Below are 21,822 nucleotides of genomic sequence, written 5' to 3' on the forward strand. Positions count from 1 at the left end.
CAACCGTCCCGACGCAATCGCGCCTGTTTGGAAAGCCTGTTCATCATGATGCCCATTTCGTCTTCGCCCCGTAAGTTTCTGGCTGTGCTTTGCGGCACGGCGGCGATGGCGACGGCGGCTGGCTGTGCAAAGAACAACGACATCGACGTGTCGTCGGGCGTCGGGATCACGTCGGTCCGCGATACCTGCCCCGCCGTTGCCGTGCCGCTGTACACCGGCGATATCACGTTGTTCGACCCGGCGACCAGCCGCGATGCGCGCGCGATCGACGTTGTTGCGTCGATCACCAATCTGACCCCGCAGTGCAACGACACCGGCGAAAAAGTCTATCAGCTCGCGAATTTCGAGGTTGTTGCGACGCGGCGCGACGCCGGTCCGGCGCGCACCCTGACCTTGCCCTATTTTTCGACCGTCGTGCAGGGCGGCACCGCCGTCGTTGCAAAGCGGCTTGGCAATGTCACCGTCACCTTCCCCGAGGGACAGGTGCGAGGCACCGGCCGCGGTCAGGCGTCGGCCTATGTCGACCGCGCCGCCGCGACGCTTCCCGCCGACATTCAGGAACGCATCACCCGCAAGCGCAAGGCGGGCGATCAGGATGCCGCGGTCGACCCGCTGAGCATCCCCGAAGTACGCGTCGCGGTTCAGCGCGCCAGTTTCGAACTGCTCGTCGGCTTTCAGCTGACGCAGGAACAGCTGGAATATAACGTCCGACGATAGGCTTTGCGGCGGCGCGCCCCTGCGCCGTTTGCCCTGCGGCGCCATTTGGGCGGCGCAGGGCTTTTCGCGTTGCCCAAGCTGCGGTAGGGCGCGCTAACCCCTCTTGATCCCAGATAGGCTTTGCCCGTGACCCTGTTTAGCCGCTTTTCCGACCATATCGGCGCCGCACTCGATGCGCTCGCCGCAAAAAATGCTCTGCCTGAAGGGCTCGATCGCAGCGCGATCAGCGTCGAGCCGCCGCGCGATCCGGCGCATGGCGATGTCGCGACCAATGCCGCGATGGTGCTGGCCAAGCCCGCGAGCATGAACCCGCGTGCGCTGGCTGAGCTGCTTGTCGCCGAACTGGGCGCGCTGGACGAAGTGACCGAGGCGAGCGTCGCCGGGCCGGGCTTCATCAACCTGCGCCTCGTCGAAGACAGCTGGCGCGGCGAACTGGCGCTGATCCACGCCGACGCTCTTGAATATGGCCGTTCGACAATGGGGCAGGGGCGGCGCGTCAATGTCGAATATGTCTCCGCCAACCCCACCGGCCCGATGCATGTCGGCCATTGTCGCGGTGCTGTGGTCGGCGATGCGCTGGCTACGCTGCTCGAATATGCCGGGCACGATGTCATTCGCGAATATTATGTCAACGACGCGGGCGCGCAGGTCGATGTTCTCGCGCGGTCGGTGCACATGCGTTATCGCGAGGCATTGGGCGAGGATATCGGGTCGATCCCCGAGGGCCTGTATCCGGGCGATTATCTGAAGCCCGTCGCGGCCAGGCTGGCGACCGAATATGGCGACCGTTTCGTCGGAGCACCCGACAGCGCGTGGCTGGGACTGTTCCGGGCCGAGGCGATCAGCGCAATGATGGATATGATCCGCGCCGACCTCGCCAAGCTGGGCATTCATCATAACCTCTTCTCGTCGGAAGCCGAGTTGCAAGCCGCGGGCAAGCCCGACGAGGCCGAAAAATGGCTGCGCGAGCAGGGGCTTGTCTACGACGGCGTGCTCGAGGCGCCGAAGGGCGAGACCCCCGAGGATTGGGAGCCTGTCGAACTGCCGCTGTTCCGTTCGACGCAATTTGGCGACGATCAGGACCGGCCGATCAAGAAATCGGACGGCAGCTGGACCTATTTTGGCGCCGACCTCGCTTATCATTACCAGAAGGCGCAGGACGCCGACGAGCTGATCGACATTTGGGGCGCCGACCACGCCGGTACGGTGAAGCGGATCAAGGCCGCGGTCGCCGCGATGACCGGCGGGACGAAGAAATTCGACGTCAAGCTGGTCCAGATGGTGCGCCTGCTCAAGAATGGCGAGCCGTTCAAAATGTCGAAACGTGCAGGCAATTTCGTGACCCTCGCCGATGTCGTCGACGAAGTCGGCAAGGATGCCGTGCGCTTCACCATGCTGACGCGAAAAGCCGACGCCCAGATGGATTTCGACTTTGCCAAGGTCGTCGAGGCGTCGCGCGACAATCCCGTCTTCTATGTCCAATATGCCCATGCGCGGATCGCGTCGCTGAAGCGCAAGCTTGCCGATGCCGGGATTGCACCCGTCGCGCCAGCGCCCGCCCGGCTCGACGAGCATGAACTGGCGATCGTCAAACTGCTCGCGCAATTCCCGCGGATCGTCGAAGCCGCGGCTTCGGCGCGCGAGCCCCATCGCATCGCTTTTTATCTGGCAGAGGTCGCCGCGGCCTTCCACGCATGGTGGAACATGGGCAATGATCGCCCCGAAGCGCGCGTCATCCTGGCCGGCGATCCCGAATTGACCGCGACGCGCCTTTATCTGGCCGATGGAATCGGGCAGGTTATCCGCAACGGGCTGTACCTGATGGGGGTCGAGGCGCTCGAGGAGATGGTTTGATGGCGGACGACAGGGGGGATGCAGGGTTGGGGCTTGAGGGCGAGGATCGCCTGCCCTGGCTGGAGGCCGCCGATGGTTATGGGGATGAGGGCGAAGTTTCGCCTGTTCGCCTGTTAGTCATGGTGCTGGGCGGATTGTTGTTGATCGGTACGGTGCTGGGCGGCCTGTGGTGGGTCCAGAACGGCGGCGCGCGCGGGCAGGGCGAACTGATCGCGGCGCAACCCGGCGACTATAAGATTGCGCCCAGCGACGACGCCTCGAAAACCTTTGAGGGCGAGGGCGATTCGAGCTTCGCCGCGAGCGAGGGCGCTGAGCCGGCGGGCAGGGTCGACCCGACCCGCATGCCGGAAGAACCAGCTGTGACGCCGCAGGAACGCGAAGCTGCCGCAAAGGCAGCGAAAAAGGCTGGGGCGGATAAGGCGGTCGCCGACAAGAGCAAGGACAAGCCTGCCGCCGCCCCGGTCAAGTCCGCCGAAGTGGCGCCCAAGGTCGTGCCAACCGTTCCGGCGGCGGGAACGATCCAGCTTGGCGCATTCAGCAGCGAAGGCGCCGCGACCAAGGCGTGGACCAATTTGTCGAAGCGCTTCGCCTATCTGGCCGAGCACAACAAATCGGTGTCGCCGGCGAAGGTGGAAGGCGGGACGGTGTACCGCCTGCGTGTTTCTACCGGGACGGCGGCTAATGCAGCGAATTTGTGCGGGAAATTGCGTGTTGCCGGTGAAAATTGCGTCATCGTTCGCTGAATCGGCCCGCTTTGCCGCAGAATCCGTTGGAGCAGGCTTGCCGCTGTGCCATGTTGGCCTTTGGTTGCCGCATGAGGGGGTGCCAACCGATGGAGGTTGACGCACGATGATACCCGCCATTTTCGGCCTGTCGGGCCTGACTCTGACCGATGACGAGCGCGCCTTCTTTCGCGACTGCGACCCCGCAGGCTATATCATCTTCGGTCGCAATATCGAAAATCGTGCGCAGTTGCGGCGGCTGACCGACGATCTGCGCAGCCTCGACGGGCGCGATAATCTGCCGATCCTGATCGACCAGGAGGGCGGCCGCGTCGCGCGGATGAAATCACCCGAATGGCCATTGTTTCCAAGCGGATCGGCGTTCGATGAGCTTTATGAACGCGCGCCGGCCAGCGCGATCGAGGCGGCGCGGCTGAACGCGATGGCACTCGCGGCGATGCTGGCCGAGGTGGGCATCACCGTCGATTGCCTGCCGCTCCTCGACGTTCGCCAGCCCGGTGCGAGCGACGTAATCGGCGACCGCGCTCTCGGCAGCGAGCCGATGCGCGTCGCAGCCCTCGGCCGCGCGATCCTCAGCGGATTGCAGGCGGGCGGGGTGATCGGCATCGTCAAGCATATCCCGGGCCACGGCCGCGCCTTGCTCGATTCGCACAAGGAACTGCCGCGTGTCGGGGCGTCGGATCACGATTTGCAGACCGATCTCGCGCCCTTTGCCGCGCTGCGCGATGCGGCGATGGCGATGACGTGCCACGTGGTCTTTGACGTCTGGGATCCCGATCGCCCGGCGACGTTGTCGCCGGTCATCATCGACAGCGTGATCCGCCAGCGCATCGGCTTTCATGGCCTGTTGATGACCGACGATCTGGATATGAACGCGCTGTCGGGCGACGTTCCCTCGCGCGCGGCCGACGCGATCGCTGCGGGGTGCGACATCGCGCTCAATTGCTGGGCGAAGATGGATGATATGATCGGCATCGCCAATGCGCTCGATCCGATCAGCACGATATCGCAGGCGCGGCTTGAAGGCGCAATGGACCGGATTGCCGGGGTGCCCGATCCACGTGAGTTTGCAGTGCTGGTCGACCAGCGCGACGCGCTGCTGGCCGCGGCGTAAGCGGGCCGGGGGGCGCGGTGGAGCTCGATTTCGGACCGACCCCGACGGCCGAGCGTGAAGATGCGCTGCAGCTCAACTTCGAAAGCTGGGAGGGACCGCTCGACCTGCTGCTGACGCTTGCGCGTGGGCAGAAAGTCGATCTCCGGCAAATTTCGATCCTTGCGCTGGTCGAACAATATCTGGACTTCATCAATGAAGCGCGCGCGCTGAAGCTGGAGGTTGCGGCCGATTATCTGGTGATGGCGGCGTGGCTGGCCTATCTGAAATCGGCGCTGCTTTTGCCCAAGGACCCGCTGGAAGAGCCGTCGCCCGACGAGCTGGCGCTGCGCCTGCAGTTGCGGTTGCAGCGGCTGGCGGCGATGCGCGAATCTGCGGCGCGTCTGCTCGCGCGTGATTGCGTAGGCCGCGACGTGTTTCTGCGCCCGAAGCCCGAGGGGCTGCGTGATGTGAAGGTCCGGCGCTGGGATGCCAGCCTGTATGATCTTTTGGCGGCCTATGGTCAGGTCAAGCTGCGAACGGAGCCGGTGGTGCATATGGTCTCGCGGCGGCCTGTCGTGACGCTTGACGCTGCGCTCCAGCATTTGCAGCGACTGATCGGGGTACAGCTCGACTGGACCGAGCTGTCCGACTTCCTGCCCGCCGATTATGATGGCCCCTTGCGCCGTTCGGCGATCGCATCGAGCTTTGTCGCTGCGCTCGAACTGGCGCGGCAGGGGCGTATCGCCCTGAAGCAGGAGGGGGCGTTCGAACCCCTTTATCTGAAGGCAGCCGAAGCATGAACCCGATCGACGACCGCGAACGCGCGATAGAAGCGATGCTCTTTGCCAGCGACGACCCGCTCGATGCGCGGCAGGTCGCGGGGCGAATGGGCGATGAAATGACGCCGAGCGAGGTGCGTGCGATTATCCAGACAATCGCGGCGCGACACGCCGGAAGTGGAATCGAGCTGGTTGAGCGCGGCGGGAATTGGCATTTCCAGACACCGGCGGATCTGGCCCATCTGCTCCGCCGCGAACGCGACGATCCGCGCAAATTGTCGCGCGCGGCGTCGGAAGTGCTGGCGATCGTCGCCTATCATGAGCCCGTCAGTCGCGCCGAAATCGAGGCGATCCGCGGCGTCCAGACGTCGAAAGGGACGCTCGACGTGCTGATGGAGGCCGAATGGATCGCTCCGGCCGGACGCCGCGAGGTTCCGGGACGGCCGCTGATTTACAAGACGACTGACGCGTTCCTGCAACATTTCGGTCTCAACAGCCGCAAGGATTTGCCGGGAATCGAGGATCTGCGCGCGGCAGGGCTGCTCGATCCCGTCGATCTGGCGTTTGAAGAAGCTATCGGCGAGCTTGATCTAGTAAAAGACGGCGAAGAGGCTTAGATGAAAAGCTCAAGGAGATTATAAGATGGGTAGCTTCAGCATTTGGCATTGGCTGGTTGTCGGCATTCTCGTCTTGCTGTTGTTCGGCAAGGGGCGCTTTTCCGACATGATGGGCGATGTCGCCAAGGGTATCAAAAGCTTCAAGAAAGGCATGTCGGAGGATGATGCTCCGGTCCCGCCCAAGCATATCGAAGGCCAGCGTGCCCCTGATGCCACCCCGATGTCGACGCCGACGGCCGAGCACGACAAGCTCTGATCGCGTCCGCCTGCGGGGGATAGTTTAAACGATGTTCGATGTTGCGCCCACCGAGTTGATGCTCGTCGTGGTGGTGGCCTTGGTTGTCATCGGACCCAAGGACCTGCCCAAAGCGATGCGCTTTGTCGGCAAATGGATGGGCAAGGCGCGCGGCATGGCGCGCCATTTCCGTTCGGGGCTCGACACGATGATGCGCGAGGCCGAACTGGAAGAGCTGGAAAAGCAGTGGCGCGAACAAAATGAAGCGATCATGCGCGAATTTCCCCGCGTCGATGACATCAACGCGCCAGTGAAGCCTGCGACCACCGAGGCGCCCGGCGAGCAGCCCGTCGAGGATGTCGATCAGGCTGCGGCCGCAACCAAGCCCGAAACGCATGACGCCCCGCCCAAGGATGGGCCGTTGCCATGACCGTCGAAGCTCCCGTTACCGCGGAGGAAGAGGGCGCTGGCGGCAAGATGCCGCTGCTGGACCATCTTATCGAACTGCGCTCGCGATTGTTGAAATCGCTGTTGGCCATCGCGATCGCTTTTGGCGTGTGCCTCTATTTTGCGGAGGATATCTTCCGCGTCCTAGTCCAGCCGCTCGTCGCGGCGGGGCAGGGAAAGATCATTTATACGCAATTGTTCGAGGCGTTTTTTGTCCAGATCAAGGTCGCGTTATTCGCCGCGACGATGATCGCCTTTCCGGTGATCGCGAATCAGTTGTGGAAGTTTGTCGCGCCCGGCCTGTACCGCCAGGAAAAGCGAGCGCTTTTGCCTTTCATTTTTGCGACGCCGGTGTTGTTCGCGGCCGGTGCCTGCCTTGCCTATTTCGTGACTGTTCCGGTCGCGCTCCGCTTCCTGCTGGGCTATCAGGGCGATCTTGGAGGAATTCAGCAAGAGGCGCTGCCGTCTGTCGCTAATTATCTCAGCTTCATCATGCAGTTCATCATGGCGTTCGGAATCTGCTTTCTGCTGCCGATCCTTCTGATGCTGCTCGAGCGTTCGGGAATCGTCACCCGCGAGCAACTTGTGTCGGCGCGGCGCTATATGATCGTCGCCGCTTTCGCGATCGCTGCCGTCGCGACTCCGCCCGATATTCTCAGCCAGTTCCTCCTCGCGGTACCGCTGATTCTGCTATATGAAATCTCGATCTTCGCGATCTGGTTTACCCAGCGCCGACGCAAAACAGGCGCCGAAGAGGCGCCTGTCGAGCCTCTTTAAGAGGCTTTAGTTAGGGTAAGCGGGTCTGAACGCGGTCAATCGATGGCGTCTGCGCCTGCTTGACCGACTGACTCGATATCGCGACCTGCTCCCTTAACGGTATTGCAGCCAGCGACCAGAAAGCTTGCCATCAATGCCAGGATGATTGCGCGAAAGCTCGTCATCATTCTTCACCTTGTTCGTTGTTGTCGTTGGAGCGCAAAATGGCCCGGCACGCTTTCGAGGGGGGGGAGGGAATGCGGGCCGGGCCAATGTTGCTGAGCAGCGCTGCGGGGGGGCGATGATCGCTGCTCGAAAAGGAAACGACCCAAGCGGGGAATAAGTTCCCAAAAAAAATCACTGCGGCGAATTTTTTTTCGACCCACCGAAAATTGCGGAATTGAGATCGGATTCCAGCAGCTTGTCAGGCCATGCTGGTGAGGCCGCTTGCCACCGCAAGGCCTAGGAACGCCAGAAAGCCCATAGAGTCTGTCGTCATGGTGACGAAAATCGAACTGGCGACCGCCGGATCCTGATCGAGCCGGTCGAGCAGCAGCGGGATAGCGACCCCGGCCACACCGGCAACGAAGATGTTCACCACCATCGCCGCTGCAATCACCCCGCCGAGCTGGGGATTGGCGAACCACAGCGCGGTGGCGGTTCCGGCGATCAGCGCGATCGTCGATCCGTTCAGCAGCGCGATCTTCATTTCGCGCCAGATCGCGCGCCAGCTGTTCGAATCGGTGAGCTGGTTCATCGCGAGCGCGCGCACGGTGACCGCCAGCGTCTGCGTTCCGGCGTTGCCGCCGACCCCGGCGACGATCGGCATCAGCGCGGCGAGGGCGACCATATGCTCGATCGCGCCGCCGAAAAATCCGACGATGGACGACGCCACAAGAGCAGTGCCGAGATTGGCGATCAGCCAGCGCACGCGCGCGCTATAGGTTTCGCGGATCGGTTCGTTGATATCGCCGTCGCCAGCGCCCGACAGGCGCAAGATATCCTCACCCGCCTCTTCCTGAATGATGTGGACGACGTCATCGACCGTGATCATGCCCACAAGGCGCCCGGCGCGATCAATGACAGCGGCGGAGATCAGCGCATATTTCTGGAAGCGCAGCGCGACCTCTTCCTGATCCATGTCGACTGGAATGAGCGTCTGTTCGCGCTTCATGACATCGCTGATCGCAATGTCGCGCGGGGTGCGGAGTATCCAGCTCAATTGGCAGGTGCCGACCGGGCGATGCATCGGATCGACGACGTAGATTTCCCAGAAGTCGCTGGTCAGTTCGGTGTCTTCGCGCAGCCGGTCGATGACGTCACCGACGGTGACATGCTCGGGCACCGCCACCAGATCGCGCTGCATCAGGCGGCCGGCGGATTCCTCGGGGAAAGACAGCGCATCCTCGATCGCGGCGCGATCTTCCGGCTCCATCGCGTCGAGCACGGCCTGTTGCTCGTCGGCCTCCATATCCTCGATGATCGCGACGGCGTCGTCGGTATCGAGTTCGGCGGCCAGTTCGGCCACTTGTTCCGGGGCGAGAAGATCGATGAGCTCTTCGCGCACATAATCGTTCATTTCCGCGAGCACGTCGGCGGAAAGCATGTCGCCCAGCACCGCGGCGAGCATCGGGCGTTCGTCGGTGCGGGCGAGTTCGAACAGGTCGGCGATGTCGGCGGGGTGGAGGCGGCCGATACGCTCGCGCGCGGCTTCGCCTTCGCCGGCCTCGGCGAGGTCGAGGACGTCGCGGACGAATTCGGGTTTCAGCCGATCATCCTCGTCGAGTTCGGTTTCAGCTTCGCGCGAAGCCGCATCGCGGTTGTTTTCGCGATCGTCGGTGATCGGCATATCGTCGGGGGGCAGGGAATCGTCGCGTTTGTCCATCGCGTTATCCTCCCTGTCGATGTGGCGCGAGTTGCCGGCGGGTCGAGCCTTCCCCTAGTGCCGCAGCCGCCCGATGGCAACGCCGCGCGGGCCGGCCGGGCAATTTATGCGTGGCTTTGCCGCCGTCGCCCGCTATGGCACGGCCAACTTTCCCACAGGAGTCCTTTATGACCGAACAGACCCTCACCCTTTCGCTGTCGACCGGCGATGTCGTCATCCGCCTGCGTCCCGATCTGGCGCCGAAGCATGTCGAGCGTATCACCCAGCTGGCGAGCGAAGGCTTTTACGACGGCGTCGTGTTCCACCGCGTGATCCCCGGCTTCATGGCGCAGGGCGGCGATCCGACGGGGACCGGCATGGGCGGCAGCCAGCTTCCCGACCTTCCGCAGGAATTCAGCAGCGAACCGCATGTTCGCGGGGTGTGCTCGATGGCGCGTGCGCAGAACCCGAACAGCGCGAACAGCCAGTTCTTCATCTGCTTCGAAGATGCGCGCTTCCTCGACAACCAGTATACCGTCTGGGGCGAAGTGACCGAAGGCATGGACAATGTCGACGCGCTGCCCAAGGGTGAGCCGCCGCGCGAGCCCGGCAAGATCGTCAAGGCGACGGTTGCTTAATGAGATTGTCGCCCCCGCGAAGGCGGGGGCCGCTATCGGCCTTGCACAAGGTTGCCAGCGGCCCCTGCCTTCGCAGGGGCGACGTTTTATTCGTCTAGAAACCCATTCAGCCTTTCACAGGCGGCGATCCAGTCGCTCTTGAATTCCTGCACGACCTGTCCGGCGCCCATGGCCTCGTTCATCAGTCCGACGCCCTGGCCGACCCAATAGGTCGCAAGCGCCCTAGCGCCTTCATGGCCGCCTTCGGACAATTTATCGATCTTGCGCAGCGCAGGTTCGCTGACCAGCGACTGGAGCGGCATCGGCAGCGGTTTGGGCGCGCCTTCGGCTTCCCACGCATCGGTCCAAGGCGAGCGTAGCTGGCGCGACGGTTTGCCGGTGCGGCTCTTCGACCGCACCGTGTCGCGTGACGAGGCCGCGAGCATTTTTTCCTTCACGATCGGGTTGGTTTCGGCCTCCGCGGTGGTGAGCCACACCGATCCGGTCCAAGCGCCATGCGCGCCCATCGCCATCGCTGCCGCCATCTGGCGCCCGGTGACGATCCCGCCCGCCGCGAGGATCGCCGTGTTCGCGCCGACCGCTTCGACTGCGGCGGCGACTTCGGGGACCAGCACCATCGTCGCGACTTCGCCGCAATGACCGCCGGCTTCACCGCCCGCGACGACGAGAATGTCGACCCCGGCGCGGACCTGAGTCAGCGCATGGTCGCGCGTGCCGACGAGCGCGGCGACGGGCACACCGTGGCGCTTGCCGAGATCGAGCATCAGTTGCGGCGGGACGCCGAGCGCGTTGGCGATCAGGCCGATCGGATGGCGGAAGGCGACTTCGAGCAGCTTTGCTGCGCCATCCTCGTGCATATTGTCGCCAAAACTCTGCCGCCCGGCCATGGCATCGGAGAGGCCCGCGGCATCGACTCCATGTTGTTCGAGCAGGCCGGCGGCAAAGTTCAGATGAGTTTCAGGAACCTGCGCCGGTCCCGACGCGGCGTGGCCTTTGCCAGCGAAGCTGTTGGGGACGATCAGGTCGACGCCATAAGGGCGCCCGCCGATATGCTCGTCGATCCACGCCAATTCTTCCTCGAGCCGCTCGGGCGGCAGTGAGGCAGCGCCGAACACGCCCATGCCCCCCGCCTTGGACACCGCGACGACGACGTCGCGGCAATGCGAGAAAGCCAGAAGCGGAAATTCGATGCCGAGCATCGCGCAGATCGGGGATTGCATGGGAACCTCTCCATTTTGTTATCGGGTCCATGTCAGCGCCAGTTGACGTAAACGTCAAGTTGATTTGCGCCCGCCAGCCTTTATCGCGGGGGCATGACAAATTTCACGCTCCCCGATTTCGACCTCGATGCCTTTGTTCAGGCCACTTTCGCCGAGGATCTCGGTTCGGGGGGCGATGTCACTTCGATGGCAGTGATCCCCGCCGACGCACGATTCGACGGGGTGATGGATAGCCGCGATGCGATCACCGTTGCGGGGCTTCCCATCGCCGAGCATTTTTTCTGCGCTCTCGCGCCCGACATGGATATGGAAATATTGGTTGAGGAGGGCGCCCGGGTCGCGCCGGGAACCGACCTCATCCGCCTTTCGGGCAATGCGCGCGCGATGCTGACCGCCGAGCGTTCGGCGTTGAACACCGTGCAGCATCTGTCGGGCATCGCGACGATGACGCGGCAATATGTCGATGCGATCGCCGGGACCGGCGCGGTGCTGCTGGACACGCGAAAGACCATTCCGGGCCTGCGCGTTCTCGAGAAATATGCGACGCGGATGGGCGGCGCGACGAACCACCGCATGGGTCTGTGGGACGCGGCGATGATCAAGGACAATCATGTCGCGGTCGCCGGATCGGTCGAGGAAGCGGTGCGCCGCGCCGTCGATGCGGGCATCGCGGACATCATCGTCGAAGTCGACCGGGTCGATCAGGTCGCGGGCGCTCTGGGCGCCGGGGCGACGCATCTGCTCCTCGACAATATGGACCTTGCCACCTTGCGCGAATCGGTTGCGATCGTCGGTGGCCGGGTTCCGGTCGAGGCCTCGGGCGGGGTGCGGCTCGACACGATCCGCGCGATTGCCGAAACCGGGGTGACCTATGTTTCGGTCGGCCGCCTGACCCAGTCGGCGCCGGCCGCCGACATCGGGCTCGATTTTGCGCTGGCCTAGCGTCGCCGCATTCGGGCTGCTGATCGCCCCCACGGCGGCCGAGGCGCAGGCTTTGGCGTGCGCGATACCCGATCGCATCCCGGTCCCGCGGGTCGAACAACCCCGACGCGGCGAGCCGGTGCGGAAGCCCGAGACGGCGGGCTATCTGCTGAGCATGAGCTGGTCGCCGCAGCATTGCGCCGATGTGCGCAACCCGAAGGATGCGCGCGACCGCTTTCAATGTTCGGGTGAGAATGGTCGCTTTGGCTGGGTGCTCCACGGCCTGTGGCCCGAGGCAGCGACACCGGGCTATCCACAATGGTGCCGCCCTGCGAAGATCGTGCCGCAGCCGGTGCTCCGCAAGCATCTGTGCATGACGCCCTCGGCGCAGCTGCTCCAGCACGAGTGGGCGAAGCATGGCACGTGCATGAGCCCGAATCCCGCCGCCTATTTCCGCTCGGCCGAAATCCTGTTCCGCGCGGTGCGCTTTCCCGACATGGCGGCGCTCGCCGCCCGGCCGCAGACTGCGGGGAGCATTCGCCGGGCTTTTGCAAAGGCCAATCCGGGGGTGACCGAGCCGATGATCGCGGTGGCGATCGACAAGCAGGGATGGCTGAACGAGGTGCGACTGTGCCTCGGCCCGCGGATGCGCCCGCAGCGGTGCAAGCCGTTCCAGGCCGGCGCGCGCGATAACCGGCCGGTGCAGGTGCGCCCGATGCCGGGGCGTTAGGAAGCGGAGCACGACGCGTCCCGCGACGAGACAGCGGGGCATTAACGCTCTTTTAACCTTACCGGCAGGTTAAGATGGTCCTAGCCTGCGGGCCATGGACTCGGACGATCATATCGACATTCGCGGCCGTATGCGCGCGCATGGTGCCCGCCAGCTGACGATCGCGCGGCTGGGCGCACCGGCGGATTGGGAAGGCGAATTGCGCCGGGCGCTGGTGGCGCAGCGCGAAGAGCGCGGCTTCTGGTCGCAGGGAGGCGACGCGCGCCTGTTCCTGCAGAGCTTTGCGATTTTCTTTACCGCGGCGATGATGTTCCTGATTTAATCGCAGGCCTTGTGCAGCCGCCACGCGAGGAAGGCGGACACGAGGCACATTACCGCAACCATCAGCAGCGTGTCGTCGATCGTCAGCCCGAGGCCGATCAGCACGCTGAGCATCAGCGTCGCGGCAACCATGAAACCCGAATTGACGATATTGTTCGCCGCGATCGTGCGCGCGGTCTGCGACTTGGCGACGGTGGTGGTGAGGAAGGCATAGAGCGGCACGACGAACATCCCGCCCGCGATCGCGATGCCGAGCAGCGCGATGATGATGCGATCGCCCGCGGTCAGCGACAGGAATTCCAGCCAGTTCATCAGGCTGCCGTCGACGTGGACCCAGTTTTTCACCGACCACCAGAGGTCGAGCACGAACAGGCCCATGACGATCACTGATCCCGGCGAATAGCGCGCGGAAACCTTGCCCTTCAGCAATCGGTTGACGATGATAGAGCCGATCGCAACGCCGACCGAGAAAATGGCGGTGAAGAGGGTCGCGACGGTGTTGTCGGCGCCCAGTGCATTTTTTACCAGCGGGGGGAATTGCGCCGCGAGGATCGCGCCGATGGCCCAGAAAAAACTGATCGAGACGATCGCGAGGAACAGGCGCGGAATGTGCATCGTCGAATTGACGAGCCGCCACGACGAGCGAAAGACATTATGGTCGATGACAAGCCCTTCGGCCTCTTTTTCAGGCGGCGCGGAGGGCACGAAATTGGCGGTGAGCCGGCCGATGATGGCAACGATGATAATGCCGGGAATGGCAATATGCGTCGGGGTCAGACCGCCGACGATGGTGCCGCCAAGGATGGCGATATAGGTTCCGGCCTCGACCCAGCCGGTGCCCGCGAGAACTTCATCTTCCTGCAGATGCTGGGGCAGGATCGCATATTTGATCGGGCCGAAGAAGGTCGAGTGCGTTCCCATCGCGAACAGCGCGAGCAGCATCACGGGTACATTGTGCAGCCAGATACCGATCGCGCCGACCACCATGATGCCGATTTCCGCGGTCTTGATGATACGGATCATCTTCGTCTTGTCGCTGCTGTCGGCGAGCTGGCCGGCGAGAGCGGAAAAGAGAAAGAAGGGAAGAATGAACAACCCGCCCGCCAGCGCATTGAACCAGGCTTCGGTTTCGGGGTCTTTGTAGATGGTGAAGGTGACGAGGATCACCATCGCCATCTTGTAGAAATTGTCGTTGAAGGCGTTGAGAAATTGGGTCGCGAACAGTGGCAGGAACCGGCGTTGCTTCATCAGCGCAAAGGAACCGGTCATGCAAAGCCCATCCTGATCGTCCAACATATGCACAACCGATGCCCGGACGGGCAATTTGGTTGTCGCGCGGGGGGCATATCGGTTAGGGGATGCAGGGTCAAAGCCCATTTTGAAACAGCGGCGCCGCGTTGGCGGGGAACAGGGGTCATGCTCAGCTTACCGAACATCTTGACGCTGTCGCGGATATTGGCGGTGCCCATATTGCTCTTTCTGCTGTGGCCGGGAGTGGTGGAAGGGTCGCATCAGCCGAAGCCGATCGACTATGCGCTCGCCTTTGGCCTTTATTGCCTGATGGGCATTACCGATTATTTTGACGGTTATGTTGCGCGCTCGCGCGGTATCGTGTCGCGGCTGGGCGCCTTTCTGGATCCGATCGCCGACAAGATCATGATTGCTGCGGTGATTTTGCTGCTCGTCTTCACCCGTGACATCACCGGATATCATGTCGTCGCGGCGCTGATGATCCTGCTGCGCGAGATTATCGTGTCGGGGCTGCGCGAATTTCTGGCGACGCTGCAGGTGTCTATGCCGGTCACCCAGCTCGCCAAATGGAAGACGACCTTTCAGCTTGTCGCCTTTGGCGCGCTGATATTGGCGGGCGCGCTTCCTGCGATGGCGTGGATCAAGACTGTCGGGCTTGCCTCCTTGTGGGGAGCGGCCGTGCTGACGCTGATCACAGGATGGGACTATCTGCGCGTCGGCCTGAAGCATATGGACTGAGGGGCGATGACGCTGCGCCTCTCCTATTTTTCCTGGGTGCGCGAACGGATGGGCGTGGCGGAGGAGGAGGTTGCACCTCCCGCAGAGACCGCTACGGTCGCCGACCTTACCCGCTGGCTTGCGGCGCGCGACGAGCGGGGAGGGCGGGCCTTTGCCGACCCCGCCCGTATCCGCGTGGCGATCGACGGCCTGATGGCGACGCCCGGCACGAAACTCGCCGGAGCGGGCGAGGTCGCGCTGTTCCCCCCGGTAACTGGCGGGTGATCCGGGTTGCGGTCCAGAGCGGGGCGATCGACGTTCCCGCTGAAATCGACCTTCATGATGCGGGCGGTCATGGCGCGACCGCGAGTTTCATCGGCCGGGTACGCGGCGATGATGGACTGATCGAGCTGTTTCTGGAGCATCACCCCGCCATGACGAGCGCGGGCCTGGCCGATCTGGCGCATGTCGCGGCCGATCGCTGGCAGCTGGCGGCGATCACCCTTATCCACCGCGTTGGCGCGATGGCGCCGGGGGACACGATCGTCCTGATTCTCGCGAGCAGCCGCCATCGTATCGAGGCGCTGGCGGCGTGCGAATTTCTGATCGACCGATTGAAGACCGATGTCATGCTGTGGAAGCGCGAGACATTCGCCGATGGCCGGGCGCAGTGGGTCGAGCAGCGCGACGGCGATCATGCGCGTGCGGAGCGCTGGGATTGATCTTCACCTTGATTTCCGTTTGCATCGAGCGAAGTCGAGATGCCCATCGGTTCAGCGCTAACCTGCCGGGTGTCTCGACTTCGCTCGACACGAACGGAAGCTAAAGGGCGGTCAACTCGCCTGATGTTTGCGGAAAATATCGGCGAGCATCTGAAACTCTTCGGCGCGCGGGCTGCCCTTGCGCCAGACGAGCGCGATCGTTCGCCAGTCATGCTCTGAATCGAGCGGGCGTGTGTCGATGTCGGTATGGTCGAGAATACCGGCGTCGATCGCCATTTGCGGCAGCATGGTGATGCCGAGCCCATTGTCGACCATCTGAACAAGCGTGTGCAGCGATGTTCCCATCATCCGCGCTCCGGCGCGCAGTTCGGGTCGGTTGCATGCCGCGAGGACATGATCCTTCAGGCAATGCCCATCCTCGAGCATCAGCATTTGTGCGGGGTCGAGCTGATCGGCGCTGACCATCGCGGGCAGGTCTTCGGACTGATCGCCCGGGAAGGCAACGAACAGTGCGTCGTCGAACAGCTTTTCGCTTTCCACGTCGCCGCAGGCATAGGGAAGCGCGAGCAGCACGCAGTCGACCGTGCCATGATGCAACGACTCGCACGCCTGCGCGCTCGGCTCCTCACGCAGAAACAGCTTCAGCGACGGGCGCTCCTTGCGCAGCCGCGGGAGAAGGCTGGGCAGCAAGAAAGGGGCAATGGTCGGGATGACACTCATGCGGAGTTCGCCGACCAGAGGGGCGGCGGCAGCGGCTGCCATTTCGGCCAATTCCTCCGCTTCGCGCAGCACACGATGGGCTTTGGCGACGATGGCGTTGCCAAGCGCAGTGAAGCGCACGACGCGTCGGGTACGTTCGACCAGCGTCTGACCAAGCAGAGTCTCGAGTTCGCGGATCCCGGCCGACAGCGTCGACTGGGTGACGTTGCATGCATCGGCGGCCCGGCCGAAATGGCCATGTTCGTGCAGCGCGACCAGATATTGCATCTGTTTGAGCGAAGGCAGATAATTTTGCATTGATCGAATATAGCAATGACGGCGGCGATTTTGAATGTCCTTGCCGATTATAATTCGCAGCCGAAATGGTGGCGTTTGTTGCTGCCATCCGCGGCATCGTGATAGTTATTCTGATCACCAACGCGAAGGGGGCGTGGATGGCAGTTTCCCGTTTTTTGATTGGCGGTGTGGCAAGCGCTTTGCTGCTGACCGGCGGCCTGTTCATTTGGAAGGGCTATACGCAGATAGCCGAGGAGGAGGCGCTGCCCGATCCGCCGCCCGCGATGGCGGCCATTCCCGTCGCGGCAGCCGGTGCGCCGAAGCGCGGGCCGGCACCGCCTGCGTTGCCTGCCGCCAAGGAAGCTTCGCGCGAGGAGCGACGGTTCAACCGCTTCGACCGCGACCGCAATGACCGGATAAGCCGCGTCGAACTCATGTCGTCGCGGACCGCGGCGTTCCGCAAGCTCGACACCGACGGCAACAATCTGCTGACATTCGAGGAATGGGCGGCGGCGACCGGGCAGCGTTTTGCTGGCGCCGATGGCGACAAATCGGGCGATCTGACGCGCGCCGAATTTGCGACGACGGCGCCCAAGCCGGCGGCGAAGCCGAAGTGTAATTGTTGAACGGCGCAACCCTCTCCCTTGATGGGGGAGGGGGTGCGTTTCGGCCTTGGGCTACCTCGCGGCATCACCCTCATCCAACTTCGCCTAACCGCTGCGCGGCAAGGCTCCGTATCCTTCTCCCATCAAGGGAGAAGGAATCAGGACGCCGCCTTCATCCAATCCGCCAGCGAGGCTCCCGCGCGCTGGGTATAGCCGAGCTTGCGATCCTTCTTGCGCACATCCTCGGCGAGCGGCGGGAAGAGGCCGAAGTTGACGTTCATCGGTTGATAACTCGCCGCATCGGCGCCGCCGGTGATATGGCCGAGCAGCGCGCCGAGCGCGGTTTCGGGCGGCGGCGGCGGCAAGCTGCGACCGCCGAGTTCGGAAGCGGCAAAGCGCGCCGCGATCAGGCCGATGGCGGCGCTTTCAACATAGCCCTCACAGCCGGTGATCTGCCCGGCGAAGCGGATGTGCGGCGCCGATTTGAGGCGCAATTGCGCGTCGAGCAGCTCGGGTGAGCGGATGAAGCTGTTGCGATGCAGCCCACCAAGACGTGCAAATTCGGCTTTTTCGAGGCCCGGGATAGTACGGAATAGCTCGACCTGCGCGGCGTGCTTCAGCTTGGTCTGGAAACCGACCATGTTCCACAAGGTGCCGAGCGCATTATCCTGACGCAACTGGACGACCGCATAGGGCCAGCGGCCGGTCCGCGGATTGTCGAGCCCGACGCCTTTCATCGGGCCGAAGCGCAAGGTTTCGGGGCCACGTTCGGCCATCACTTCGATCGGCATGCAGCCTTCGAAATAGGGCGTGTCCTTTTCCCAATCCTTGAAATCGGTCTTGTCGCCGTCAACCAGTCCCTGAACGAAGGCGTGATACTGGTCCTTGTCCATCGGGCAGTTGATATAATCCTTGCCGTCACCGATCGGCCCGACCTTGTCCCAGCGGCTTGCCATCCAGGCGATGTCCATGTCGACGCTGTCCCGATAGACGATCGGGGCGATCGCGTCGAAGAAGGCGAGCGCGTCCTTGCCGGTCGCGGCGCCGATGCTGGAGGCGAGGCCGGCGGCGGTGAGCGGGCCGGTGGCGACGATCGTCAGCCCGTCGGTTGGCAGCGTGTCGATGCGTTCGCGGACGATGGTGACATTGGGGTGCTCCGAAAGCGCGCGGGTGACGGCTCCCGAAAAAAGGTCACGATCGACCGCAAGCGCCGATCCGGCGGGCACCTTGTGAACATCGGCCTCGCGCATGATGATCGAGCCCAGCGTGCGCATTTCGCGGTGGAGCAGGCCGACGGCGTTGCTGTCGCCATCGTCGCTGCGAAAGCTGTTCGAACAGACCATCTCGGCGAGCGTGTCGCCCTGATGCGCCGGGGTCATATCGCCGCCGCCGCGCATTTCGGACAGGCGGACGCGATAGCCCGCCTCGGCGAGCTGCCATGCCGCTTCCGATCCGGCGAGGCCGCCGCCGATGATATGCACTTGATAGTCGGTCATTTGTCGTTTCCGTTGACATGCGCGCGATCCGCGGCGAGCAAAGGCATATGCTCGCGGAGCACAGGGGATGGCAGCCTCTGGCATGTCGCGCGGGATATGCAAAGGGGTGGGTGATGAACGGTGAGGGGAATTGGGATCGCGCGCGCTGGCTGTGGCTTGCGGCGCTGGTCGGCGGGATCAGTTATTTCTTCGCGGTGCGGCAGGGTTTGGATGGCGCGGCGATCCATCTGTGGAAGGCGACGGGCGTCGGCTTGCTCGCCGCTTGGGCGGCGGCGAATGCGCGCGGTGCGGATGGCTGGCTGATCGCTGCGGTGATGGCGTTTGGCGCGCTGGGCGACTGGGCGCTTGATGCCATCGGTATGATCGAGGGTGCGGCGGCCTTCGCGCTCGGGCATGTGATCGCGATCTTCCTTTATCTGCGCAATCGGCGGCCCGAACTGCCGGCCTCTCAGAAGATGCTCGCGATTGTGCTGGTGCCGTTGGCGCTGATTATCGTCTGGGGGATGGCGCGCGGTGCCGAACCATCGCTGATGCAAGCTGCGATCGGCTATACCGCGATCGTCGCGGCGATGGCGGCTGCGGCGTGGGTCAGCCGCTTTCCCCGCTATCGCACCGGGATCGGCGCGATGCTGTTCCTTGCCAGCGACCTGTTCATTTTCGCGGGCGAAGGCGGGGCGCTCTCCAAGGGCATCACCGGCTGGCTCGTCTGGCCGCTTTATTTCGGTGGGCAGGCGCTGATCGCGTGGGGTGTGGTCGGAACGCTATCGCGGGAGGCGAAAGCTTAGCCGTCCCACGCTGCGATCGTCGTGCGATGGAGCAGGCGGTCGTGACCGTCATAGCCGCCGGTCGCGCGGTGGAGGAGTGAGCGATTGTCCCACATGATGAGCATATTCGGCTCCCATGCGTGGCTGTAACGAAACTCCTCGCGCCCCTGCCATTGCAGCAGTTCATAGAGCAAGGGCAGCGCCTCTTCGTCGGCCATACCCTCGACGCCGATGATATAGCCTGCACAGCCGAACAGGCCTTCGCGGCCGGTTTCAGGGTGCCGGCGGATGAAGGGGTGAAGCTGCGTCGCCATCGCTGCTTCGCCCGGCTTGATGTCCATGCTGCGGCCTTTATCGTTCGCGCCGTACATGCCGGCGGGGGCATAGCCGCCGCGCGCGCTGTGGATCGCGTTTCGGCCCTCGATTCGCGCGCGCAATTCGGTCGGCATCGCATCGAGCGCGGCGTGCTGGTTCGAAAAATCGGTGTTGCCGCCGACGGGTGGGATAGTGATGCCGAACAGGCAGGTTCCCGCAGGCGGGCGCGCCTGAAAACTCCAGTCGCTGTGCCAGTTTTCGGCGAACAAGGGCGAGGTTTCGTCGGCGTGGCGCTTTACCGCTATGACATGGCTTCGTCCCGCGATGGGGGCGATGAAGGGATCGTCGCCGAAGCCGCCGAAATGGCCGGTGAAACGCTCGAGATCATCATCGCTCATCGCCTGATCGGGGAAGGCGAGGACATGATGGTGGAGCCAGGCCGCGCGGATCGCGGCGATGGTTGCGGGATCGAGCGGCTGCGTCAGGTCGATGCCGGTCACATGCGCGCCGCATGCCTGTCCGCTGGGGGTGATGGTAAGCGCCATGGCGCGATGCTGCGCGGTTTGGGCGGCAAGGTCAACCAGCCGCAAACGGGGCATTTAGCCGGGTATGAATGCGGTCGAAAAGGGAGAAATAATGCGCCAGCCCATCGATGTGTAAAGGCCGCAGCCCTCCTCGGTCGCGACGAGAAGTTCGGGGGCATCCTCCGACTGACGTTGTCCCTTCAGCACGTTCATGATGACATTTCCCAATCCTTTTCGCTGATGTTCGGGTGCGGTCACGATCCGGTCATAGATGAAAACGCCCACCGCTTCTGTGGCATGTCCGCTGGCGGCCAGGCCCCCGTCCGGCGTTATGACGCGGGCGGTCGTCGTAGACCCGTTGCGATCGCATCGAAGCTCATAGCCTTCGGGGAGCAGTCTTGTTGCGGCTCTGTGGCCGTCGGCGGCCGCCATCATGAAATAGCTTTGGGGTTCGAGATGCCATGCCGGCGGCAATGCGGCCTTCAAGGCCGAAACCGTCCCGCATAATTTGATGAAATGCCGTGGCAGCACGACCTCGCGCCCGACTTCTTCCAGCCCGGCGCAACATTCGGGGAAGACCCACCGGAGGGTCTCGTTGGGCAAATTGGTGTCCACCCTGAAGCCGCCTCGGTCGAGGACGGGCAATGGGAGGTTACGGCAAATCGATCGCGCGGAAAGCCAGCCGGATATCAGGGCGGGGTCGGCGGGCGTGTCGGACATTTAGCTTCAATAGCAAAGCTATCCGGTCGATTCATCAGAATGTTTTGATGAAGCCATGGCGTTGCCGGAATCAGCTTAGCGGGGTGGCGGCAATGCGTTGGGCGCGCTCGCTTCAGGCAGCGCCATCGGCGGCGCGTAGATCACTGGCTCGGGGAGAGGGAGTGGCGCAGGAAGCGGTTCGGGCATCGGCATCTTCGGCGACCCCAGCTCGGAGCCATCCTTTGTTCCGGGACGCTCTTGCGCGGTGATGAACGCCGTACAGTCCCGAAGCGCCTTGGCCGCCCCGTGGTTGCCGGCGAGCTCTATGGCGTAAACCTGCTTGCCCTTGACCATCGCGGTCAGGGTGACGCGGTCGGGAAGCGCCGCGAGCAAGTCGGTGACAGTCGGGAGATTGCCCGAATCGACCACGAGCGAGCCGCCAATATCTGTCGCGAAACCGGTGACCGCGAAGCGAGCAGCGCCTGCGACGAGTTCGGCGGGGAATTCGCCATGCTTGTCGCCCTTTGGCAATGTGTAGCGGGTCTCGTCGGCCAGATGAATGATGCTGCCCGAAGCGGGGGCGCCCGGACGGTAATAATAGGGGCCCATAAAGCCGAGCACCGTATCGCCATTGATGCTGAAGTTGGCGTGGCAGCGCTCGTCACCCTTATCGGTGATGGCCCAACCGTCGGCTTCATATGTCGGGAAAAGGGCATAATTGCCGGCAGTCAGCGGTGCCGCAGGGCCGGCAAGCAAAAAGAGAAAAGTAGCCGCGCACAAGGCTTTCATATCATTTTT

27 protein-coding genes are annotated in these 21,822 nt (G+C 63.5%); 18 read left to right on the forward strand and 9 right to left on the reverse strand.

Annotated elements, in window-relative coordinates:
• Positions 1–45 precede the first annotated feature (45 nt).
• The 9 genes from ACSYDV_RS08090 to tatC all read left to right on the forward strand — a co-directional run bounded on the left by ACSYDV_RS08090 (position 46) and on the right by tatC (position 7,262).
• Positions 46–717 (forward strand): hypothetical protein, encoded by a 672-nt coding sequence (locus tag ACSYDV_RS08090; RefSeq protein ID WP_438323285.1) that lies wholly within the window; start codon positions 46–48, stop codon positions 715–717.
• Between the two features lie 126 nt (positions 718–843).
• Entirely contained in the window at positions 844–2,571 is a 1,728-nt protein-coding gene (argS, locus tag ACSYDV_RS08095) for an arginine--tRNA ligase (RefSeq protein ID WP_438323286.1), read from the forward strand.
• The gene (locus tag ACSYDV_RS08100) at positions 2,571–3,314 is read left to right on the forward strand and encodes an SPOR domain-containing protein (protein ID WP_438323287.1); all 744 of its coding nucleotides are present in this window, start codon (positions 2,571–2,573) and stop codon (positions 3,312–3,314) included. Before argS ends, ACSYDV_RS08100 begins: the two co-directional genes overlap by 1 nt.
• Before the next feature lie 106 nt (positions 3,315–3,420).
• Complete coding sequence (gene nagZ / locus ACSYDV_RS08105; protein ID WP_438323288.1) at positions 3,421–4,428, forward strand: beta-N-acetylhexosaminidase; 1,008 nt, start codon at positions 3,421–3,423, stop codon at positions 4,426–4,428.
• Between the two features lie 17 nt (positions 4,429–4,445).
• Positions 4,446–5,207: a segregation and condensation protein A gene (locus ACSYDV_RS08110; RefSeq protein WP_438323289.1), complete on the forward strand. Its 762-nt coding sequence runs from the start codon at positions 4,446–4,448 to the stop codon at positions 5,205–5,207.
• On the forward strand, positions 5,204–5,803 hold the full coding sequence (scpB, locus tag ACSYDV_RS08115; RefSeq protein ID WP_438323290.1) for an SMC-Scp complex subunit ScpB: 600 nt from the start codon (positions 5,204–5,206) through the stop codon (positions 5,801–5,803). Before ACSYDV_RS08110 ends, scpB begins: the two co-directional genes overlap by 4 nt.
• Positions 5,804–5,828: 25 nt before the next feature.
• Entirely contained in the window at positions 5,829–6,059 is a 231-nt protein-coding gene (locus ACSYDV_RS08120) for a twin-arginine translocase TatA/TatE family subunit (RefSeq protein ID WP_438323291.1), read from the forward strand.
• Positions 6,060–6,090: 31 nt separating this feature from the next.
• A complete protein-coding gene (tatB, locus tag ACSYDV_RS08125) occupies positions 6,091–6,468 on the forward strand; it encodes a Sec-independent protein translocase protein TatB (RefSeq protein WP_438323292.1) in 378 nt (125 codons plus the stop codon).
• Positions 6,465–7,262, forward strand: coding sequence for a twin-arginine translocase subunit TatC (gene tatC / locus ACSYDV_RS08130; RefSeq protein WP_438323293.1), 798 nt, complete (start codon positions 6,465–6,467; stop codon positions 7,260–7,262). Before tatB ends, tatC begins: the two co-directional genes overlap by 4 nt.
• Positions 7,263–7,297: 35 nt before the next feature.
• On the opposite strand, the gene ACSYDV_RS08135 is transcribed toward tatC, so the two are convergent.
• Together ACSYDV_RS08135 and mgtE are read right to left on the reverse strand one after the other, a co-directional pair.
• Positions 7,298–7,393, reverse strand: a complete 96-nt coding sequence (locus ACSYDV_RS08135) for an entericidin A/B family lipoprotein (protein WP_438323651.1) — start codon at positions 7,391–7,393, stop codon at positions 7,298–7,300.
• Between the two features lie 272 nt (positions 7,394–7,665).
• The gene (gene mgtE / locus ACSYDV_RS08140; RefSeq protein ID WP_438323652.1) at positions 7,666–9,090 is read right to left on the reverse strand and encodes a magnesium transporter; all 1,425 of its coding nucleotides are present in this window, start codon (positions 9,088–9,090) and stop codon (positions 7,666–7,668) included.
• A gap of 203 nt (positions 9,091–9,293) precedes the next feature.
• On the opposite strand from mgtE, the gene ACSYDV_RS08145 reads away from it, so the two are divergent.
• A complete protein-coding gene (locus tag ACSYDV_RS08145; protein WP_438323294.1) occupies positions 9,294–9,743 on the forward strand; it encodes a peptidylprolyl isomerase in 450 nt (149 codons plus the stop codon).
• 86 nt (positions 9,744–9,829) lie between these two features.
• Here ACSYDV_RS08145 and ACSYDV_RS08150 read toward each other — a convergent pair whose 3' ends face one another.
• Positions 9,830–10,963, reverse strand: coding sequence for an NAD(P)H-dependent flavin oxidoreductase (locus tag ACSYDV_RS08150; protein ID WP_438323295.1), 1,134 nt, complete (start codon positions 10,961–10,963; stop codon positions 9,830–9,832).
• A gap of 93 nt (positions 10,964–11,056) precedes the next feature.
• Here ACSYDV_RS08150 and nadC point away from each other — a divergent pair, with 93 nt between their 5' ends.
• From nadC to ACSYDV_RS08165, 3 genes are all read left to right on the forward strand, one after another.
• Positions 11,057–11,905, forward strand: a complete 849-nt coding sequence (nadC, locus tag ACSYDV_RS08155) for a carboxylating nicotinate-nucleotide diphosphorylase (protein WP_438323296.1) — start codon at positions 11,057–11,059, stop codon at positions 11,903–11,905.
• Complete coding sequence (locus ACSYDV_RS08160; protein WP_438323297.1) at positions 11,892–12,614, forward strand: ribonuclease T2 family protein; 723 nt, start codon at positions 11,892–11,894, stop codon at positions 12,612–12,614. The genes nadC and ACSYDV_RS08160 overlap by 14 nt, the downstream gene beginning before the upstream one ends.
• Positions 12,615–12,708: 94 nt before the next feature.
• Positions 12,709–12,936 (forward strand): hypothetical protein, encoded by a 228-nt coding sequence (locus ACSYDV_RS08165; protein ID WP_438323298.1) that lies wholly within the window; start codon positions 12,709–12,711, stop codon positions 12,934–12,936.
• On the opposite strand, the gene ACSYDV_RS08170 is transcribed toward ACSYDV_RS08165, so the two are convergent.
• Positions 12,933–14,204, reverse strand: coding sequence for an MFS transporter (locus tag ACSYDV_RS08170; RefSeq protein ID WP_438323299.1), 1,272 nt, complete (start codon positions 14,202–14,204; stop codon positions 12,933–12,935). The two genes, ACSYDV_RS08165 and ACSYDV_RS08170, sit on opposite strands and share 4 nt — an antisense overlap.
• Positions 14,205–14,351: 147 nt before the next feature.
• On the opposite strand from ACSYDV_RS08170, the gene pgsA reads away from it, so the two are divergent.
• Genes pgsA through ACSYDV_RS08185 form a run of 3 tightly spaced genes read left to right on the forward strand, consistent with a single transcriptional unit; the run spans position 14,352 to position 15,625 of the window.
• Complete coding sequence (gene pgsA / locus ACSYDV_RS08175) at positions 14,352–14,924, forward strand: CDP-diacylglycerol--glycerol-3-phosphate 3-phosphatidyltransferase (protein ID WP_332818301.1); 573 nt, start codon at positions 14,352–14,354, stop codon at positions 14,922–14,924.
• Between the two features lie 6 nt (positions 14,925–14,930).
• Positions 14,931–15,188 carry a MoaD/ThiS family protein gene (locus ACSYDV_RS08180; protein ID WP_438323300.1) on the forward strand — a complete coding sequence of 86 codons (258 nt, stop codon included), beginning with the start codon at positions 14,931–14,933 and terminating at the stop codon, positions 15,186–15,188.
• A complete protein-coding gene (locus ACSYDV_RS08185; RefSeq protein WP_438323301.1) occupies positions 15,185–15,625 on the forward strand; it encodes a molybdenum cofactor biosynthesis protein MoaE in 441 nt (146 codons plus the stop codon). Before ACSYDV_RS08180 ends, ACSYDV_RS08185 begins: the two co-directional genes overlap by 4 nt.
• A gap of 111 nt (positions 15,626–15,736) precedes the next feature.
• Here the strand turns inward: ACSYDV_RS08185 and ACSYDV_RS08190 are convergent, their stop codons facing one another.
• Complete coding sequence (locus ACSYDV_RS08190; RefSeq protein ID WP_438323302.1) at positions 15,737–16,642, reverse strand: hydrogen peroxide-inducible genes activator; 906 nt, start codon at positions 16,640–16,642, stop codon at positions 15,737–15,739.
• Positions 16,643–16,779: 137 nt separating this feature from the next.
• Here ACSYDV_RS08190 and ACSYDV_RS08195 point away from each other — a divergent pair, with 137 nt between their 5' ends.
• Positions 16,780–17,247 carry an EF-hand domain-containing protein gene (locus ACSYDV_RS08195; protein ID WP_438323303.1) on the forward strand — a complete coding sequence of 156 codons (468 nt, stop codon included), beginning with the start codon at positions 16,780–16,782 and terminating at the stop codon, positions 17,245–17,247.
• A 137-nt stretch (positions 17,248–17,384) separates the two neighbouring features.
• On the opposite strand, the gene trmFO is transcribed toward ACSYDV_RS08195, so the two are convergent.
• Complete coding sequence (gene trmFO, locus ACSYDV_RS08200) at positions 17,385–18,722, reverse strand: methylenetetrahydrofolate--tRNA-(uracil(54)-C(5))-methyltransferase (FADH(2)-oxidizing) TrmFO (protein ID WP_438323304.1); 1,338 nt, start codon at positions 18,720–18,722, stop codon at positions 17,385–17,387.
• 113 nt (positions 18,723–18,835) lie between these two features.
• On the opposite strand from trmFO, the gene ACSYDV_RS08205 reads away from it, so the two are divergent.
• Positions 18,836–19,507: a lysoplasmalogenase family protein gene (locus ACSYDV_RS08205; RefSeq protein WP_438323305.1), complete on the forward strand. Its 672-nt coding sequence runs from the start codon at positions 18,836–18,838 to the stop codon at positions 19,505–19,507.
• Here the strand turns inward: ACSYDV_RS08205 and ACSYDV_RS08210 are convergent.
• The 3 genes from ACSYDV_RS08210 to ACSYDV_RS08220 all read right to left on the reverse strand — a co-directional run bounded on the left by ACSYDV_RS08210 (position 19,504) and on the right by ACSYDV_RS08220 (position 21,813).
• Positions 19,504–20,346 carry a TauD/TfdA dioxygenase family protein gene (locus ACSYDV_RS08210; RefSeq protein ID WP_438323306.1) on the reverse strand — a complete coding sequence of 281 codons (843 nt, stop codon included), beginning with the start codon at positions 20,344–20,346 and terminating at the stop codon, positions 19,504–19,506. The two genes, ACSYDV_RS08205 and ACSYDV_RS08210, sit on opposite strands and share 4 nt — an antisense overlap.
• A 54-nt stretch (positions 20,347–20,400) precedes the next feature.
• Entirely contained in the window at positions 20,401–20,940 is a 540-nt protein-coding gene (locus ACSYDV_RS08215) for a GNAT family N-acetyltransferase (RefSeq protein ID WP_438323307.1), read from the reverse strand.
• Between the two features lie 180 nt (positions 20,941–21,120).
• Positions 21,121–21,813, reverse strand: a complete 693-nt coding sequence (locus tag ACSYDV_RS08220; protein WP_438323308.1) for a hypothetical protein — start codon at positions 21,811–21,813, stop codon at positions 21,121–21,123.
• Positions 21,814–21,822: the final 9 nt, after the last annotated feature.

This window comes from Sphingopyxis selenitireducens (genome assembly GCF_051550705.1).
Lineage (GTDB): Bacteria > Pseudomonadota > Alphaproteobacteria > Sphingomonadales > Sphingomonadaceae > Sphingopyxis.

Bases quoted from the DNA above. Each gene is read 5' to 3' on its own strand.
- ACSYDV_RS08090 (WP_438323285.1), top strand. From the start codon at position 46: ATGATGCCCATTTCGTCTTCGCCCCGTAAGTTTCTGGCTGTGCTTTGC.
- ACSYDV_RS08100 (WP_438323287.1), top strand. From the start codon at position 2,571: ATGGCGGACGACAGGGGGGATGCAGGGTTGGGGCTTGAGGGCGAGGAT.
- nagZ (WP_438323288.1), top strand. From the start codon at position 3,421: ATGATACCCGCCATTTTCGGCCTGTCGGGCCTGACTCTGACCGATGAC.
- scpB (WP_438323290.1), top strand. From the start codon at position 5,204: ATGAACCCGATCGACGACCGCGAACGCGCGATAGAAGCGATGCTCTTT.
- ACSYDV_RS08120 (WP_438323291.1), top strand. From the start codon at position 5,829: ATGGGTAGCTTCAGCATTTGGCATTGGCTGGTTGTCGGCATTCTCGTC.
- tatB (WP_438323292.1), top strand. From the start codon at position 6,091: ATGTTCGATGTTGCGCCCACCGAGTTGATGCTCGTCGTGGTGGTGGCC.
- tatC (WP_438323293.1), top strand. From the start codon at position 6,465: ATGACCGTCGAAGCTCCCGTTACCGCGGAGGAAGAGGGCGCTGGCGGC.
- ACSYDV_RS08135 (WP_438323651.1), bottom strand. From the start codon at position 7,393: ATGGCAAGCTTTCTGGTCGCTGGCTGCAATACCGTTAAGGGAGCAGGT.
- mgtE (WP_438323652.1), bottom strand. From the start codon at position 9,090: ATGCCGATCACCGACGATCGCGAAAACAACCGCGATGCGGCTTCGCGC.
- ACSYDV_RS08145 (WP_438323294.1), top strand. From the start codon at position 9,294: ATGACCGAACAGACCCTCACCCTTTCGCTGTCGACCGGCGATGTCGTC.
- ACSYDV_RS08150 (WP_438323295.1), bottom strand. From the start codon at position 10,963: ATGCAATCCCCGATCTGCGCGATGCTCGGCATCGAATTTCCGCTTCTG.
- nadC (WP_438323296.1), top strand. From the start codon at position 11,057: ATGACAAATTTCACGCTCCCCGATTTCGACCTCGATGCCTTTGTTCAG.
- ACSYDV_RS08165 (WP_438323298.1), top strand. From the start codon at position 12,709: ATGGACTCGGACGATCATATCGACATTCGCGGCCGTATGCGCGCGCAT.
- ACSYDV_RS08170 (WP_438323299.1), bottom strand. From the start codon at position 14,204: ATGACCGGTTCCTTTGCGCTGATGAAGCAACGCCGGTTCCTGCCACTG.
- pgsA (WP_332818301.1), top strand. From the start codon at position 14,352: ATGCTCAGCTTACCGAACATCTTGACGCTGTCGCGGATATTGGCGGTG.
- ACSYDV_RS08180 (WP_438323300.1), top strand. From the start codon at position 14,931: ATGACGCTGCGCCTCTCCTATTTTTCCTGGGTGCGCGAACGGATGGGC.
- ACSYDV_RS08190 (WP_438323302.1), bottom strand. From the start codon at position 16,642: ATGCAAAATTATCTGCCTTCGCTCAAACAGATGCAATATCTGGTCGCG.
- ACSYDV_RS08195 (WP_438323303.1), top strand. From the start codon at position 16,780: ATGGCAGTTTCCCGTTTTTTGATTGGCGGTGTGGCAAGCGCTTTGCTG.
- trmFO (WP_438323304.1), bottom strand. From the start codon at position 18,722: ATGACCGACTATCAAGTGCATATCATCGGCGGCGGCCTCGCCGGATCG.
- ACSYDV_RS08205 (WP_438323305.1), top strand. From the start codon at position 18,836: ATGAACGGTGAGGGGAATTGGGATCGCGCGCGCTGGCTGTGGCTTGCG.
- ACSYDV_RS08210 (WP_438323306.1), bottom strand. From the start codon at position 20,346: ATGGCGCTTACCATCACCCCCAGCGGACAGGCATGCGGCGCGCATGTG.
- ACSYDV_RS08220 (WP_438323308.1), bottom strand. From the start codon at position 21,813: ATGAAAGCCTTGTGCGCGGCTACTTTTCTCTTTTTGCTTGCCGGCCCT.